Origin of the sequence: Kitasatospora sp. NPDC058115 (assembly GCF_042884635.1) — a bacterium.
Classification (GTDB): Bacteria; Actinomycetota; Actinomycetes; order Streptomycetales; family Streptomycetaceae; genus Kitasatospora.
Genome location: NZ_JBHVTL010000002.1, coordinates 92,817 through 107,922, shown reverse-complemented (window position 1 = coordinate 107,922; position 15,106 = coordinate 92,817). Strand labels below are relative to the sequence as shown.

The following is a 15,106-nucleotide window of genomic DNA, read 5'->3' as shown; positions in this document are numbered from 1 at the left end:
CACGACGGAACGGACTCGATGGCCGGCTTCGCCGCGCTGCTGATCGGCGCCAGCGACTACGACCTCGCGGGCTGCTCCCCGCTGCCCTTCGTCCCCCGGGACCTCGAACGGCTCGGCCGGGCGCTGCGGGACCGCGGCTTCCGGGTCGTGCGGCCCATGCCCTTCGGCCGGGTCGGCGCCAACTTCGTGAACGGCGAGGTCGGCGACTTCCTGCGGACCGCCCGGCGCGGCGAGACGGTGCTGGTCTGCCTGAGCGGCCACGGCCTGCACGCGGAGGGCCAGGACTACCTGATCCCCGAGGACCTGCACTCCGGGGTGGAGCCGCCCTGGGCCGGCTGCATCGCCATCGACTGGCGGCGCGAGGTCGAGCGGACCCCGGCCGCCCGGGTGCTGTTCCTGATCGACGCCTGCCGCAACGGCGTCCGGCAGGACTTCATGAGCGGCACCGTCGGCTGGGCCACCCGCGACGCCCTGGTCGTCGCGGGCCGGCAGGTCGCCCACCTGTACGCCTGCTCACCCGGCGAGTACGCGCGGTTCGTCGGTGCCGGCGAGCCCGGGCGGGGGCCGGACGGCGGCTCGTTCAGCCTGTTCTCGCGGGCCGTCCTGGACACGCTGCTCGCGCACGACGGCCCGCTGAACCTGGAACAGCTGCGCGTCGCCACCCAGGCCCGGATCGAGGAGTTCCACCAGGGGTACGGCAAGCAGGGCCGGGCGCAGAGCGTCCGGGTGCTCACCGACGTCGACCAGACCGCGTTCGTGGTCGCGGGGCCGGCCCGCCGCGGGGCCGTCCCGTACGCCCCCGCGGCGGTCCCCGCCGTGAGCGGACCTGCGCCGGTGCTGCAACCGCTCGCCGCCGACCCGGGCCGGCTGCTGGGGCGCGCCGTCTTCGAGCTGCAGACCGCCCGGCGGACCGAGCTCCTGGAGGAGTACGCCGCCGTCGCGCCCGCGGCCGAACTGCTCGTGCTGGGCTCCCTGCCGGCCGTCCCCGAGGCCGTCGCCGCGATGTGGAACGCCGCCGCCCTCCGCAGGCCGCCCGCGTCGCTGGCGGAACTGGCCGCCGCCCTCTGCACGGCGGGCCGCACCGAGCTCGCGCACCGGGTGCTGGCGGTGGCGGCCGGCGGACGCCCGGTGGACGAGCTGCTGCGCGCCCTCGCCGCGGCCGGCCTGTCGCCGGAGACGGCCGAGGAGCTTCGCGCGACGGTGCTCCGGACGCTGGGCGGCCTGCCGCCGGCCCTCCTGGTGGCGGGCGTGCTCGCCCTGAAGCGGGCGGACCTGGAGGCCGAGGCGGCTCGGGTGCTCGCCCTGCCACGTCCGGTGGCGGACCTGACGCCGCTGCTGAGCGCCCTGCACGCGGCGGACCTGGCGGCCGAGGCCGACCGGTTGCTGCGGGAGTCGGTCGCCGCGTACGGTCCGCAACCGGTGGACGACCTCTGCGAGGCGCTCGCGCGCGACGGTCGGACCGAGGACCGCACCGCCGTGCTGACGCTCCTCGCGCTGTGGCCCTCCGAGGCGGTCGTCACCTGGCTGGCGTCGGGCCGTCCGTACGCCGGCTCCGACGCGGACGCCGCCTTCGTCGTGCGGACCGCCGTGGTCCGGCGTGAGGACCGGCACGCCCTGCTGGAGGCCCTGCGTGACGGCGGTCTGCCGTACCACCTCGAAGCCGCCCTGGAGGAGTGCTGCCGGCTCGCGGTGGCGGACGTGCACGCGGTGCTGCGGCACTTGGCGGCGCGCGGTGCGGTCGAGGACGCCGACACCGTCCTGGCCCGGGCGCTCCGCCCCTTCCACCCGGACACGGCGGCGCAACTGGCCGTTCTGCTCGACCGCCACGGACCGGACGCTCTGCTGGAATCCCTCTTCCGGCACCTGACCGAGGAACCCCCGGCCCAGGTGGCGGCGTTCGTCGAGCACACGGGGATGACCGGCGCGCTCACCACGGCGATCGCGTCGTCGCTGGGGCGCTCGTATCCACTGGACAAGGCCGTGCCGCTGATAGCGGAGTTCCGGGAACACGCGGGCCCCGGATTCGCGACCCGCTTCCAGCGCGAGCTGGTCCTCGGCCGACCGCCGGCGGACCTCCTTCCGGTGCTGGCCGCGGTCACCCACTGGGAGCGGTCCGTGATGCAGGAGCAGATCATCACCGCCCGTCCGTCCCCGGCGCAGCTCGCCGAACTGCTCCACCTGGCCTGCGACGGGGAGCGCCGTGGCGGCGGTGAGGAGCGGGCGGCGCTGGAGGTCGTCGCCGGGAGCGGCGACGGGACGATCGCGGCCGTGCTCGCCGAGCTCGGGGCGCGCGGCTGGGCGGTCGCCCAGGAGGTGCTGCTCCGGCAGCTGGCGTTCAGCAGGGGCGGCCCGGACCACCCGGAGGGGTTCGTGCAGTGGCTGCTCTCCCACGGCCTGCACGATCACGCCGCCGCGGAGCTCGCCCGGACGGCGAAGGAACGCGGGGCGCCGGAGGTGGCCCGCCTCTACACGCACCTGCGGGCCTCGGCGGACCCCGAACTCGCCACGCGTCTGCTGGTGCAGGCGACCCGGAAGCGGCCCGTGGTCTTCCTGGCCGAGCTGGTCGAGGCCCTGACCCGTGACCCGGACGCACCGCACGCGGTGGCCGGGATCCTCCGCCTGGTGGCCGAACGGCGCTCGCCCGCGGAGGTGGTGGACCTGCTGGTGGTCGCCGACGGCGGACGGCCGGATCTCCATCTGCCCGCCGACGTCACCGATCTGCTCGACACGTTCCTCCGGGTCAGAGCGGCCGACGAGACCGCGTCACTGCTGCGGGAACTGGAGGCCCGCAACGCCGGGTCCGGGCCCGGCAGCCGTCTCGCGGAGGCCGTCCGGGTCCACGCGCCCGTGCTCTTCCACGTGGCCAGGACGAGCAGGTCGGAGGCCGCCACCCGCTACGTGCTGGACGCCTTCCGCGACGAACCGCCGCTGCGGATCGACGAGGTGGACGACCTCGTCAGGACGCTGTACGGGAACGGCAGCGGTCGGGAGGCCCTCCACGTGCTCGACCGGCTGGGCCGCCTGCAACCGCCCTCGGTCGTGGCCGGGCTGCTCACCCACTACCCGGGCGGGCCGATCGGCACGGCGGTGTACCGGGCGGCGGCGGAGCGGCCGCCGGCGGTGGTCGCCGAGATCCTCGCGCTGCTCGGGGACGCGGGGGCGCCGGACCACGCGCTGGCCAGGACCGTCGGCCGGTTCGCCGCGCCGGACCGCTGCCGGGCCGTGCTCGTCGAACTGCTCGCCGCCCGCCGCGGCCCGGTGGCGGGCGCCGTCCTCGCCGCCGCCCCCTGGTCCGGGGTGACGCAGGAGCTCGCCGGGCTGCTGAGGGCCCTGGGGCGGGAGGGCGGGGAACGGCGCCGGGCCGCGCTGGAGACCCTGGCCCTGGAGCCGCTCACCGGCGAGCAGACGATGGAGCTGCTGCACCATGTGCACCGGGACGGGCCGCACGAGGCGGTCCTGACCGTCCTGCGGGCGGTCGCGCCCACCCCGGACGCCCCGTCCGTCTGGCTGCAGCTGCACGCACTCGGCCGGTACCGGGACGCCGCGGTCCTGCTCGACCGGCTCCCTCCGGACACCGATGTCGTCCCGTGGTTCCGGAAGCTGCCGGACACCCCGGATTCCGACCGGGAGGCGCTGCTGCGGGAGAGCGGGGCGGACGGCCCGCTCGGCGAACTCGCCGGGGGCGCCGGGCCGGCCAGGGCGGCCCTGATCACGGCGGTCCTGCACCGGCCGCCCGACGACGTCGTGACCCTGCTGGCCGCGCCGCCCGGCGAACCGGCCCGGTGGACGGAGCTGCGGCGGATCCTCGCCGCCGTCCGGCGGAGCGCGGAACTCGTGTCGATCCTGCAGTCGTTGGCCGGGCAGGGGCACGACGACGAGGCCGGGCTGATCACCGACCGGCTGATCGCCGAGGAGCCGGTCAGCAGGATCGCCGACCTGCTGGGCGGCGGACCGGTGGCGGCGGGGCTGACCGCCCGGTCCGCGCTCGGCCGGGGCGCGACCGCCGGTCTCGCCGACCGGCTGCTGCGGGCCGGACACGACTGGAGCGCCGAGGCGTTGATCGACGCGACCGTGATCCCCGCGCGCGACGCCGCCCAGCTCGCGAAGGTGGTGGTGGGCCTGGCCCGTGCGGGGTTTCCGCCGGGGCTCCGGCAGCGATTGATCCGCGGGTTCTGCCGCTACCACGAGTCGCAGGCCAACATCCTTCTGATCCTCCTGATCCGGGCGGGTCTCACCACGGACGTCGAGGAGTCGCTGACGGCGGTCTACGCGATCGGCCCCGACCGGCGGGACGGGCTCATGGGGATGCTGATGGGCTTGGCGGAGGCGGGGGAGGAACGGAAGGCCCCGGCCCGGTGGCGCCCCTGGCGCAAGGACACCCACGGCCCGTGACCCCCGGCCGTCAGAACGTCCCGAAGCGTGCCGGACCCGTCGGCCGGTAGGTGTTCGCGGTGACCCCGGACGGGGTGGTGCGGGTGCCGACGAGGCGGAAGGCGGTGGGCGGACCGGCGTCGGGGAACAGGCGGTGGCCGGTACCCAGCCGGACGGGCGCGGTGACCAGGTGGTACTCGTCGATGAGGTCATGCGGCATCAGGGCGCGGGCGAGGGCGCCGCTGCCGTGGATCTGGATCTCGGCGTCCCCCAGCCGGTCCTTCAGTGCGGCCACCTCGCCCGCCAGGCCGCCCGGGGCGGTGCCGGTCAGCACGGTGGTGTTGTGCCAGGCCGGGTCGTGCAGGGTGGTCGAGGCGACGTACTTGGGCAGCGTGTTGAGCGGGACGGCGATGGGGTGGCCGGGGTCGGTCACCTTCGGCCAGTAGTCCGCGAAGATGTCGTACGTCCGGCGGCCGAGCAGGAAGGCCCCGGCGCGGGCGAGCACACCGTTCATCAGGGCGCCGAACTCCTCGTCGGCGAACGGGAAGAGCCAGCCGCCGTGCGGGAAGCCGTTCTCGCGGTCCTCCTCCGGCCCGCCGGGGGCCTGCATCACGCCGTCGAGGGTCAGGAAGGTGGTCAGGACGAGCTCGGCCATGAAGGGTCTCCCCGGTTCGGCTGGGTCGGCCTCCGGCCGGGTCGGCTGCGGCCCCCGGGACCCAAGATCCCAGAGCCCCGCCCGTGCCGCCGTCCCGCCACGCCGTACGCGACGACGACCGCCCCGTCCCCGCCCCGCTCGCGGGACGGCGGCGGGGACGGGGCGGGCGGCGGGACGCGTGGGGCCGTCAGGCGACCGACACGGCGCTCCAGGCGGCGGCGACCGCCTTGTACTCGGTGCTGGTGAGGCCGTAGAGGTCCTTGGCGGCGTTCAGGGAGGCGACGCGCGCGCCCTTGTAGTCCGTGGTGGACGTCATGTAGACGGTCAGCGCGCGGTACCAGACGGCGGCGACCTTCTGGTTGCCGATGCCGGTGACGGTCGAGCCGTTGCAGGTCGGGCTGTTGTAGGCGACGCCGTTGACGGTCCTGGCGCCGCTGCCCTCGCTGGCGAGGTAGAACCAGTGGTTGCCGACGCCGGAGGAGTTGTGGACGTCGAGCTGGCCGACCTTGCGGCTCCAGCAGTCGGCGGACCGGCCGTCGAGCGAGGGCTTGTCGAAGCGGCGCAGCCACGGCGGGGTGGACTGGTCGCTGAACAGGTAGTCGCCGGTGTCCACCGCGTTGTGGGCGTACCACTCGACCATGGTGCCGAAGATGTCCGAAGTAGCCTCGTTGAGGCCGCCGGACTCGCCGCTGTAGCGGAGGTTGGCGGTGGCGCTGGTGACGCCGTGGGTCATCTCGTGGCCCATGGTGTCGAGGTCGACCTGCTCGGGGTCGGTGGTGCCGTCGCCGTCGCCGGTCATCATGCAGAAGCAGCTGTCGGACCACTGGGCGTTGTCCCAGTTGGTGCCGACGTGCACGAAGACCGTGGCGCCCTTGCCGTCGTTCTTGATGCCGCTGCGGTTGAAGGTGTTCTTGTAGTAGTCGTACGTCCAGGCGGTGTTGGCGTGGGCGTCGACGGCGGCGGTGGCGCGGTCGGTGGAGAACTTCCGCCCGTCGCCCCAGACGTTGTCGGCGTCGGTGTAGGGGGTGCCGGAGCCGGCGTTGAGGGCGTTGGCGGAGACGTTGTGCGCGTCCTTGGTGACGTGGCCGCGCAGCGGGTCGGTCAGCGTGTAGCCGCCGGTGCTCTGCGCGGTGGTGTCGATGGTGATGTCCCCGGTGTACTCGGAGTGGCCGGTGCCGCTCGCCCGGTGCTCGGCGTCGTACGCCTCGATCTGCTCGCCGGTGGTGGCGTCGGTGACGACGACCCGGCCGGCCGGCCGGCCGTGGTCGCCGGTGCCCCGGACGGTGGTGCGCCAGGCCAGGCGCGGGGTGCCGTCGGCGGCCCAGACGACGAGTTCGGGGCTGCTGCTGGCGTCGGCGATGCCGGGGGCGGCCTCCAGTGCGCGCCCGGCGGTGAGCTGGGCGGGGACCTTGGGGACGATCGTGCGCACGGCGGCGTCGTGGGCGGCCGCGCGGGTGGAGTCCTTGAGCCGGCCGCGGGCGTCCTGGTGGACCACCAGGTCGCCGCCGACCACGGGCAGACCGAGGTAGGTCCGGTCGAAGCGGACGTGCTGGGTGCCGTCGGCGTCGAGCACGACGTCCTTGACGACCAGGTCCTGCCCGTCGGCGAAGCCGAAGACCGCGGCGTTGCGGGCGACGTTGGTCCGGGCCCGGTCGACGGCGGCGTCACGGCCGGAGGGGGCGGCCGAGGCGGTGCCGGCGGTGACGGTGGCGGCGACGAGGGCGGCGGTGGCCGCTATGGCTCCGGCGGTGAGACGGCGGCGGGGCGAGGAGGAGGGGCTCACTCTGACTCCAGTCGGGGATGCTGCGTGGTGCAGGGATGAGGGTTGCGAAGAGATTGACGGTGAACAGTCAGTCAGGGCTAGAGCAAACGTCGGATTTTTGCCAAGTCGTGTCCTGTACTGATCAAGGGTGATCAGCCGTGAGCAGTCTGTTTACGCTCCTGCCATGACGACCCCCCAGCCCTCGCCCCCGGACCTCCACTGGCGGGGCGGCTTCACCGACCGCGAACTCGACGCGCTGCACGCCGCCGCCTTCGGCGGGTCCCACGACCCGGACCGCCCCGCCACGCCCTGGCGGGCCCGGCTGGAGCGCCACAGCCTCGGCTGGGTCTGCGCCCGCCCGGGCCCGGGCGGCCCGCTGCTCGGCTTCGTCAACGTCCTGTGGGACGGCGGCGTCCACGCCTTCCTCCTCGACACCGCCGTCGCCCCCGCCGCCCGGCACGCCGGCCTGGGCACCCGCCTGGTCGCCGCGGCCGCCGACAACGCCCGCGCGGCCGGCTGCGACTGGCTGCACGTCGACTTCGAGCCCCACCTGCGCGACTACTACCTCGACGCCTGCGGCTTCCGCCCCACCGACGCCGGCCTCCTCCGCCTCTGACCGCCGTCCCGTACGCTCGCGCCATGGACGGATGGGTGGGGGCCTGGACCGGCGGGCGGCGCGCCGTGCACATCGGCAACGTCGCCGACTTCAACGAGCAGTTCCTCGACGGCGACGAGCGGCGCCGGGACGCCCGCCGCCTGCGCCGGGCGCACCACTACGCCGGCCTCGCCGTCGCCTACGGCCCCGACCCGGCCGCCCTGGTGCTGCCCGCCGAGGTCGACCGGGCCTGGATCGACCTGCTCGCCCGCGAACTCGACTGGGGCCCGGTCGAGTCGTACACCGGCATCGCCCCCGGCACGACGGTGGCCCGTGCGCTCGCCGCCCGCCCCGCCCTGGCCGGGCGGCTCGCCGGCGCCCCCGGCCCGGTGCTGCACTGGGGCCGCACCCCCGACCAGGGCGACGGCCCGGAGCTGGCGGCCGTGCGGCGCTACGAGTCCAAGGCCGCCGCGCACGAGCTGTTCACCGCCCTCGCCCCCGGTCACCCGGGCGTCCGGGTGCCCCGCCAGGAGCACGCCGACGGCCCGCGCCGCGCCGCCCGGCGGCTGTCCGCCCGGGCCGCCCGGGGACTCACCACCGTGCTGAAGTCCCCGCACGGGGTCGGCGGGTACGGCACCGCCGTGATCACCCCGCAGGACGTGCTCGCGGCCGGCGGCGCCCGGGCGCTGCTGCGCCGCCTGGTCCGCGAGGACGTGCTGCCGCCCGGCGGCGAGCTGCTGGTGGAGGAGTACGTGGACGGCGGACCGGCCGGCTCGGGCCGGCTGCGCGACCTCACCTTCGACGCGGTGATCGGCGCCGACGGGCGGGTGCACCCGGTCGGCGTCGGCGAGATGGCCGTCGACGGCACCCGCTACCAGGGGGTGACGGTCGGTCCGGGCGTGGTGCCGCCCGGGGCGGCGGCCGTCGCCGGACGGTTCGGCCTCGCGGTGGGGGAGCGGCTGGCCGCCGCCGGCCACCGCGGCTGGTACGACGTCGACTTCGTCACCGACCGGGAGCGCCGGCTCGCCCCCACCGAGGCCAACCTGCGGCTCACCGGACCGGCGGCCGCCTTCGTGCTGCGCCACCGGCTGGACGAGGTGCGCGGCCCCGGCCACCTGGTCCGCACCCTGGACGCCATGCCGCTCGGCGCCCGGCTCTCCCAGGAGGCGCTGTTCGGGCACCTGGAACGGCTGCGCCCGCGGTGCGCGCGGCTCGGCGCGAGCGTCCTGCCGCTGATCGTGACGGCGTGCTATGAGCCCGAGCCCTACGTCGGCCTGGCCCTCGCCGCGCGCAGCACCGAGGCGCTGGACGCGGCGCAGGCCCTGCTCGGGGCGGCCCACCACGCGCTGGGGCGGATGTTCGAGGCCCTGCGCTGACGGACCGCGGCGCCCTCGGCGGACCGCGGCGCCGCCGGCGGACCGGACCGGCGCGGCCGTCCCGGATCGCTGCGGCCGTCCCGGATCAGGGCAGCCGCTTCGGCTGCCAGGCGAGGAAGCGCACCAGCACCGCCGCCGCGGCCATCAACGCGATGTTGAACACGTAGACCAGCCACACCTCGGTGGACAGGACCGAGCGGTCGGCGGTCCGGTACAGGTTGTCCTGCGGCCACCACGAGGCCAGCAGCCAGAACACCGAGAGGTGCGCGGCGACCGAGAGCCCGGTCGGCCGCCCGAGCCGGGCGATCACCCCGGCCCCGAGGAGCAGCCAGGCCACGCCGAGCCCGAACGAGGCCCACTCGCACAGGTAGAGCACCCGGAAGAAGTCGTCGTACGGACCCGGAACCGCCGAGACGTCCGTCGACCCCGGCCAGAGCTTCCCGGTGAGCAGCCAGGCGAGGAACGCGACGGGCACCCCGACGAAGGCCGCGCCGCAGCCGAGGAGGGACTCCGCCCCCGCCCCGTCCCCGGACCGGCCGCCGCCGCCCTTCCCCCGGTACCCCTTGCCGCCGCCCGCCCGCCGCGGCGCCGCGTGGTCGGGCGGCGCGGGCAACGGCAGCGCGCCCCGGTCGAGCTTGCCGGCCCGGGTGCGCGGCAGCTCCGGCACCGGGACCACGGCGGCGGGCGTCCCGCCCTTCGGCAGCCGGGCGCCCAGGTGGGAGGAGAGCGACCAGCCGTCGGTGTCCGGGGCGCCGGGCTCGGTGACCGCGTACCCGACCAGCTCGCGCCGCCCGGGGGCCACCGCGACCTCGGCGACGGCCGCCTCCCGCACCCCGGGGTGCGCCCGCAGCTCGGCCTCGGCGCGGGCCGCCACGCGCGCCCGGGCGACCACGGCGGTGGACGAGGGCGGCTCGGCGGGCCCGGACACGTCCGCCGCGCGGGCGACGAAGTGCAGGGTGCCGTCCTCGGCGAGGCGGCCGAGGTCCCCGGTGCGCAGCACCCGTCCGTCCGGGTCGAAGTCCACCCGGACGAACCGCCGCGCGGTCTCCTCCGGCCGGCCCGGGTAGCCCCGGCCGAGGCCCGGTCCGGCGAGGGCGATCTCGCCGACGGCCCCGGGCCCGACCGGGTGGCCGTCCGGACCGAGCACGTGCACCCGGGCGCCGGGGAACGGGACGCCGACCACCGAGAGCGCGCCGCTGCCCGCCACCTGGTCGACGCCCCGGACCTCGAAGTACGTGCTGTCCACGGCGGCCTCGGCCAGCCCGTAGACGTTCACCACCCGGGTGCGGTGGCCGAGCAGCCGGTGCATCGCCAACTGCTCGTCCAGCCACCACTTCTCGGCGCCGACGCTGAGCAGCCGCAACCCGGGGAGCCCCTCCCCGCCGCCGGTCGCGGCGAGATGCTCCGCGAGGCGGCGCGCGGTGCGCGTGTTCAGCTCCAGCAGGGTGATCCGCTCGGCGGCCACCAGCGCGGGCAGATCGGCGATGTCGGCGCCGCGGTCCAGGGTGAGGTCGCGCGGGGCGACCACCAGGGTGGCGCCCGAGCACAGCGCCCGCACCCAGTCGGCGGTGAAGACGTCGAACTCCAGGCTCGCGGCGCTCAGCAGCCGGTCGGCGGGCGTGATGCCGTAGACGGTGAGCCAGCCGTGGTGGGCGGCCAGCAGGTTGCGGTGCTCGGCCACCGCGCAGCGGGGCGCGCCGGTGGTGCCCGAGGTGGTGAACACCACCGCCGCGTCCTCGGGCCCGAACACCGCCGGCGGCGGCCCGGCGGGCAGCGCCGCCAGTGCGGCGGCGGCCGAGTCCACGCAGACCAGCGTCCGGGCGCCCGCGTCGGCCAGCCGGATCCGGTGGCCCTCCTCGGTGACGACCACGGCCGGGGAGGCCTCGGCGAGCACGTGCCGCAGCAGCGCGTCCGGTGCGCCCGGCGACACCGGCACGTAGGCGGCGCCCGTCTTCAGCACGGCGAGCAGGGCGACGTACACCTCGGTGCCCCGGCCGAGCGCCACCGCGGCCCGCTCACCGGGGCCGAGCCCGAGGGCGGCCAGGTGGCGGGCCAGCCGGTCGGCCCGCGCGTCCAGCTCGCCGTAGGTCAGTTCCCGCCCCTCCCACCGGACGGCGACCGCCGCGGGGGCGTTGCGCGCCTGCTCCTCGAACCGTCCGGGCAGCGTCCCCGCGCGTCCCGCCCCGGCCCGGGCTCCGGCCCCGGCCCCGGTCCGTTCGTCCGTCCCCGTCATGCCCGCCCCCTTCGACCCGACCCGCACCGCTTCCACGCCCCGCCGCACCGCCTGCGGTGCTCCGTCCGCACCGCTTCCACGCCCCGCAGCCCTGCTCCGGTTCCCCGATCCTGCCGCCAACTCCCGTGCCGCGACAGGGGCGTGCGCCGATCGGCCGGCGGGCCGGGGTGTCCACCGCTCGGACACCGGAACCGCCGTCCGGGCGAACGGTTGTACTCTGCACGCGGACGGTCGGCGCCGGCCCGTCCGGTGCGGCGCCGTGCCCGTGACCCTGCCCGGCACCGGACCCGTAGGAGGCCCGCCCGCATGAGCACGACCGACCCGCGCACGCCCTCCGGCCCGCCCGCCGCGGACCCCGCCACGCAACCGCTGCTGCGCGCCCGGGCCGTCGACGTCCTCCGCGACGGACGCCACCTGCTGCGCGGGATCGACCTCACCATCCGCCCCGGCGAGCACTGGGCGCTGCTCGGCCCCAACGGCGCCGGCAAGTCCACGCTCCTCGCCCTGCTCGGCGCGGTCTCCCACCCCACCCGCGGCGAGGTGGACGTGCTCGGCCGCCGGCTCGGCCGGGTCGACATCCGTGAGCTGCGCGCCCACCTCGGCCACGTCAACCCGCGCCACCCGCTGCGCTCGCCGCTGACCGTGCGCGAGGTGGTGCTCACCGGTGTCACCAACACCATCGAACCGGATCTGCACCGCAAGCCCGCGCCGGAGGAGCTGGACCGGGCCGAGCTGCTGATCGACACCCTCGGCATGGCCGCCGCCGCGGAGTCCCCGTGGACCACGCTCTCGCAGGGGGAGCGGGGCCGGGCGCTGATCGCCCGCGCGCTGATGCCCAGCCCGCGGCTGCTGCTGCTCGACGAGCCGGCCACCGGGCTCGACCTGACCGCCCGGGAGCTGCTGCTGGACAGCCTGGACCTGCTGCGCCACCAGCACCCGGAGCTGGCGAGCGTGCTGGTCACCCACCACCTGGAGGAGCTGCCGGAGTCCACCACCCACGCGCTGCTGCTGCGCGGCGGGGAGACGGTCGCGGCCGGGCCGGTGGACGCGGTGATGACCACCGAGCTGGTGAGCGCCACCTTCGGGCACCCGATCCGGATCGCCCGGCACGAGGGCCGCTGGACCGCCCGGGCCGCCGCGCCCCGGAGGTCGGGGCGCACCGCGGAGGTCTGAGGGGGCTCGGCAGCACTGGAGGAGCGCGCACCGCCGGTGCGCGCTCCTTTACCACTTCTTTGCCTTGTTTTCCACGCCCCCCTGCGCCCCCGGTGGCCGGAAATCGTCGGTGAACCGATCGTCGGGGCGCCGCTGCCCCGCTCCCACCTGCACCGTTTCGTGACCGACCCCGGTGTAGACGGCAAAATCCGATATCCCTAAGGTATGCCTTAGCTAAGCAGGTGGTCGGGCGTCGACGGCGTCATTGCTCCCCACCCGCGCTGAGCCCTGCCCTGAAACGCCCTGCCCCGACCGCTGGAGCCCGCATGTCCGCCCGTCGTTCCACCGCAGCCACGCTGCTCACCCTCGCCGTGGCGACCGCCGCACTGGCCGGCTGCTCGAAGAAGGACGACAAGGCCGCGGCCGACGCCGTCAAGGTGAACGCGACCGACACCGCCTGCGAGGTCTCGAAGACCAGCTTCCCGGCCGGTCACGTCGTGCTCGACATCGCCAACAAGGGCTCGAAGGTCACCGAGGTCTACGTCTACGCCGAGGGCGACAAGATCGTCACCGAGCGCGAGAACATCGGCCCGGGCACCAAGGCGAGCATCACCGCCGAGATCAAGGCCGGCTCCTACGAGATCGCCTGCAAGCCGGGCATGGTCGGCGACGGCATCCGCCAGAAGATCACCGTCACCGGTGACGGCGCCCCGGCCGCCCCGGCCGACCCGCGGCTGACCGCGGCCGTCACCGCCTACCGGGCCTACGCCCAGGAGCAGGCCGACGCCACCATCCCCGCCGTCGAGGCGTTCGCCGCCGCGATCAACGCCGGCGACCTGGAGAAGGCCAAGTCCCTCTACGCGCCCTCGCGCACCGGCTGGGAGCGCACCGAGCCGGTCGCCGAGAGCTTCGGCGACGTCGACCCGAAGACCGACGCCCGCGAGGACGGCCTGGAGCCGGGCCAGGAGTGGACCGGCTGGCACAAGCTGGAGAAGTCGCTCTGGGCCGACGCCACCATCGGTGACGCCGAGAAGAAGCTCGCCGACCAGCTGGTCGCCGACCTGAAGGACTGGCAGAAGAAGATCCCGGAGGCGGAGATCACCGCGACCAGCATGGCCAACGGGGCCAAGGAGCTGCTGGACGAGGTCGCCACCGGCAAGGTCACCGGCGAGGAGGAGCGCTACAGCCACACCGACCTGGCCGACTTCGCCGCCAACGTCGAGGGCGCCAAGAAGGCCTACGAGCTGCTGAAGCCGGTCGCCGCCGAGAAGGACGCCGAGCTCGCCAAGACGCTGGACTCCGAGTTCGCCGCGATCGAGACCCTGCTCGCCAAGTACAAGCAGGCCGACGGCGGCTACCTCGCGTACGACAAGGTCGCCGAGACCGAGCGCAAGACCCTGTCCGACGCCGTCAACTCGCTGGCCGAGCCGCTGTCGAAGCTGGCCGCCGCGGTGGTCGTGAAGTAACGCCCGCCGCCCGGTGCGCGCCCGTCCGCGGTGCGCGCACCGGGCACCGCGCACCGCACCCGCACTCCGCCGTGGCGGCCCCCGTGGCCGTCACGGCCTCCGTGAGTCCAGCACAGAGAAGGGCCGCCCGCCGATGGACGCCGAGAACCAGCAGCAGAACGGGACGCCGGCCGCCGCCGAGGACACCCCCGCCGGCCGCACGCCGGTCAGCCGCCGTGCCGTGATCGGCTGGGCCGGTGCCGGCGTCGCCCTGGGCGCGGCCGGCGTCGGCTCGGTCGCCGCCGCCACCCGCCAGGACGACGACGACCGGGCCGCCCCGGCCGCGGCCACCGCCGACGTCCCGTTCTACGGCGACCACCAGTCCGGCATCGCCACCCCGGTCCAGGACCGGCTGCACTTCGCCGCCTTCGACGTCTCCGCGAGCGCCACCCGCGAGTCGCTGATCAGGATGCTGAAGGAGTGGACCAAGGCCGCCGCCGCGATGACCGGCGGCCGCGAGGTCGGCAGCGGCGCCGCCAGCGGCCTGCCGGAGGCGCCGCCGGACGACACCGGCGAGGCCCTGGGCCTGCCCGCCTCCCGGCTGACCCTCACCATCGGCTTCGGCCCGAGCCTGTTCGAGAAGGACGGCGTGGACCGCTTCGGCCTGAAGGCCAGGCGCCCCGAGGCCCTGATCGACCTGCCCCGGTTCAAGGGCGACAACCTCGACCCGCAGCGCAGCGGCGGCGACCTGTGCATCCAGGCCTGCGCCGACGACCCGCAGGTCGCCGTGCACGCGATCCGCAACCTGGCCCGGATCGGCATGGGCACCGTCAACATCCGCTGGTCCCAGCTGGGGTTCGGCAAGACCTCCTCCACCACCCCGGACGCCCAGACCCCGCGCAACATGATGGGGTTCAAGGACGGCACCCACAACATCGCCGGGACCGACACCGCCAAGCTCGCCGAGCACGTCTGGGTCGCCCCCGGCGAGGGCCCGGAGTGGATGACCGGCGGTTCGTACCTGGTCGCCCGCCGGATCCGGATGCACATCGAGACCTGGGACCGCGCCCCGCTCAAGGAGCAGGAGGACGTCTTCGGCCGCACCAAGGGCGAGGGCGCGCCGTACGGGCGGACCAAGGAGCACGACGACCCGGACCTCAAGGCGATGCCGGTGGACGCCCACGTCCGGCTGGCCCACCCGGACTCCAACGACGGCCGGATGATCCTGCGCCGCGGCTTCTCCTTCACCGACGGCACCGACGGCCTCGGCCGCCTGGACGCGGGCCTGTTCTTCCTGGCCTACCAGCGCGACAGCCGCACGGCGTTCGTCCCGCTCCAGCAGCGGCTGGCGGCCTCGGACGCGCTGAACGAGTACATCCAGCACGTCGGTTCCGCCCACTTCGCCTGCCCCGCGGGCGTCCGCAAGCCCGGCGAGTGGTGGGGCCAGGCCCTCTTCGGCTGAGGCCGACCCCCCACCCGTCTCGCCCGTTCCACCTCTTCACCCCCCAGGGAGCCAG

At 75.6% G+C, this 15,106-nt stretch carries 9 protein-coding genes; 6 read left to right on the top strand and 3 right to left on the bottom strand.

Annotation, left to right across the window (positions count from 1 at the left end; translation table 11 throughout):
- Window positions 1–18 precede the first annotated feature (18 nt).
- Window positions 19–4,392: a hypothetical protein gene (locus tag ACFVVL_RS02390; protein ID WP_387670755.1), complete on the top strand. Its 4,374-nt coding sequence runs from the start codon at window positions 19–21 to the stop codon at window positions 4,390–4,392.
- Window positions 4,393–4,402: 10 nt separating this feature from the next.
- On the opposite strand, the gene ACFVVL_RS02385 is transcribed toward ACFVVL_RS02390, so the two are convergent.
- Both ACFVVL_RS02385 and ACFVVL_RS02380 read right to left on the bottom strand, forming a co-directional pair.
- Window positions 4,403–5,026, bottom strand: a complete 624-nt coding sequence (locus ACFVVL_RS02385; protein ID WP_380294125.1) for a dihydrofolate reductase family protein — start codon at window positions 5,024–5,026, stop codon at window positions 4,403–4,405.
- Between the two features lie 187 nt (window positions 5,027–5,213).
- The gene (locus ACFVVL_RS02380; protein WP_380294126.1) at window positions 5,214–6,809 is read right to left on the bottom strand and encodes a M4 family metallopeptidase; all 1,596 of its coding nucleotides are present in this window, start codon (window positions 6,807–6,809) and stop codon (window positions 5,214–5,216) included.
- Window positions 6,810–6,972: 163 nt separating this feature from the next.
- Between ACFVVL_RS02380 and ACFVVL_RS02375 the strand changes: the two genes are divergently transcribed.
- Entirely contained in the window at window positions 6,973–7,404 is a 432-nt protein-coding gene (locus ACFVVL_RS02375; RefSeq protein ID WP_387670753.1) for a GNAT family N-acetyltransferase, read from the top strand.
- Between the two features lie 23 nt (window positions 7,405–7,427).
- On the top strand, window positions 7,428–8,759 hold the full coding sequence (locus tag ACFVVL_RS02370) for a hypothetical protein (RefSeq protein ID WP_387670751.1): 1,332 nt from the start codon (window positions 7,428–7,430) through the stop codon (window positions 8,757–8,759).
- A gap of 85 nt (window positions 8,760–8,844) precedes the next feature.
- Here ACFVVL_RS02370 and ACFVVL_RS02365 read toward each other — a convergent pair whose 3' ends face one another.
- Window positions 8,845–10,992, bottom strand: a complete 2,148-nt coding sequence (locus ACFVVL_RS02365; RefSeq protein WP_387670750.1) for an AMP-binding protein — start codon at window positions 10,990–10,992, stop codon at window positions 8,845–8,847.
- Window positions 10,993–11,298: 306 nt separating this feature from the next.
- Here ACFVVL_RS02365 and ACFVVL_RS02360 point away from each other — a divergent pair, with 306 nt between their 5' ends.
- The 3 genes from ACFVVL_RS02360 (at window position 11,299) to efeB (ending at window position 15,051) form a co-directional block, all read left to right on the top strand.
- Complete coding sequence (locus tag ACFVVL_RS02360; protein WP_387670748.1) at window positions 11,299–12,165, top strand: ABC transporter ATP-binding protein; 867 nt, start codon at window positions 11,299–11,301, stop codon at window positions 12,163–12,165.
- 305 nt (window positions 12,166–12,470) lie between these two features.
- Window positions 12,471–13,610, top strand: coding sequence for an iron uptake system protein EfeO (gene efeO, locus ACFVVL_RS02355; RefSeq protein WP_380294131.1), 1,140 nt, complete (start codon window positions 12,471–12,473; stop codon window positions 13,608–13,610).
- Between the two features lie 133 nt (window positions 13,611–13,743).
- Window positions 13,744–15,051: an iron uptake transporter deferrochelatase/peroxidase subunit gene (gene efeB, locus ACFVVL_RS02350; RefSeq protein WP_387670745.1), complete on the top strand. Its 1,308-nt coding sequence runs from the start codon at window positions 13,744–13,746 to the stop codon at window positions 15,049–15,051.
- The last annotated feature ends 55 nt before the right edge of the window (window positions 15,052–15,106 follow it).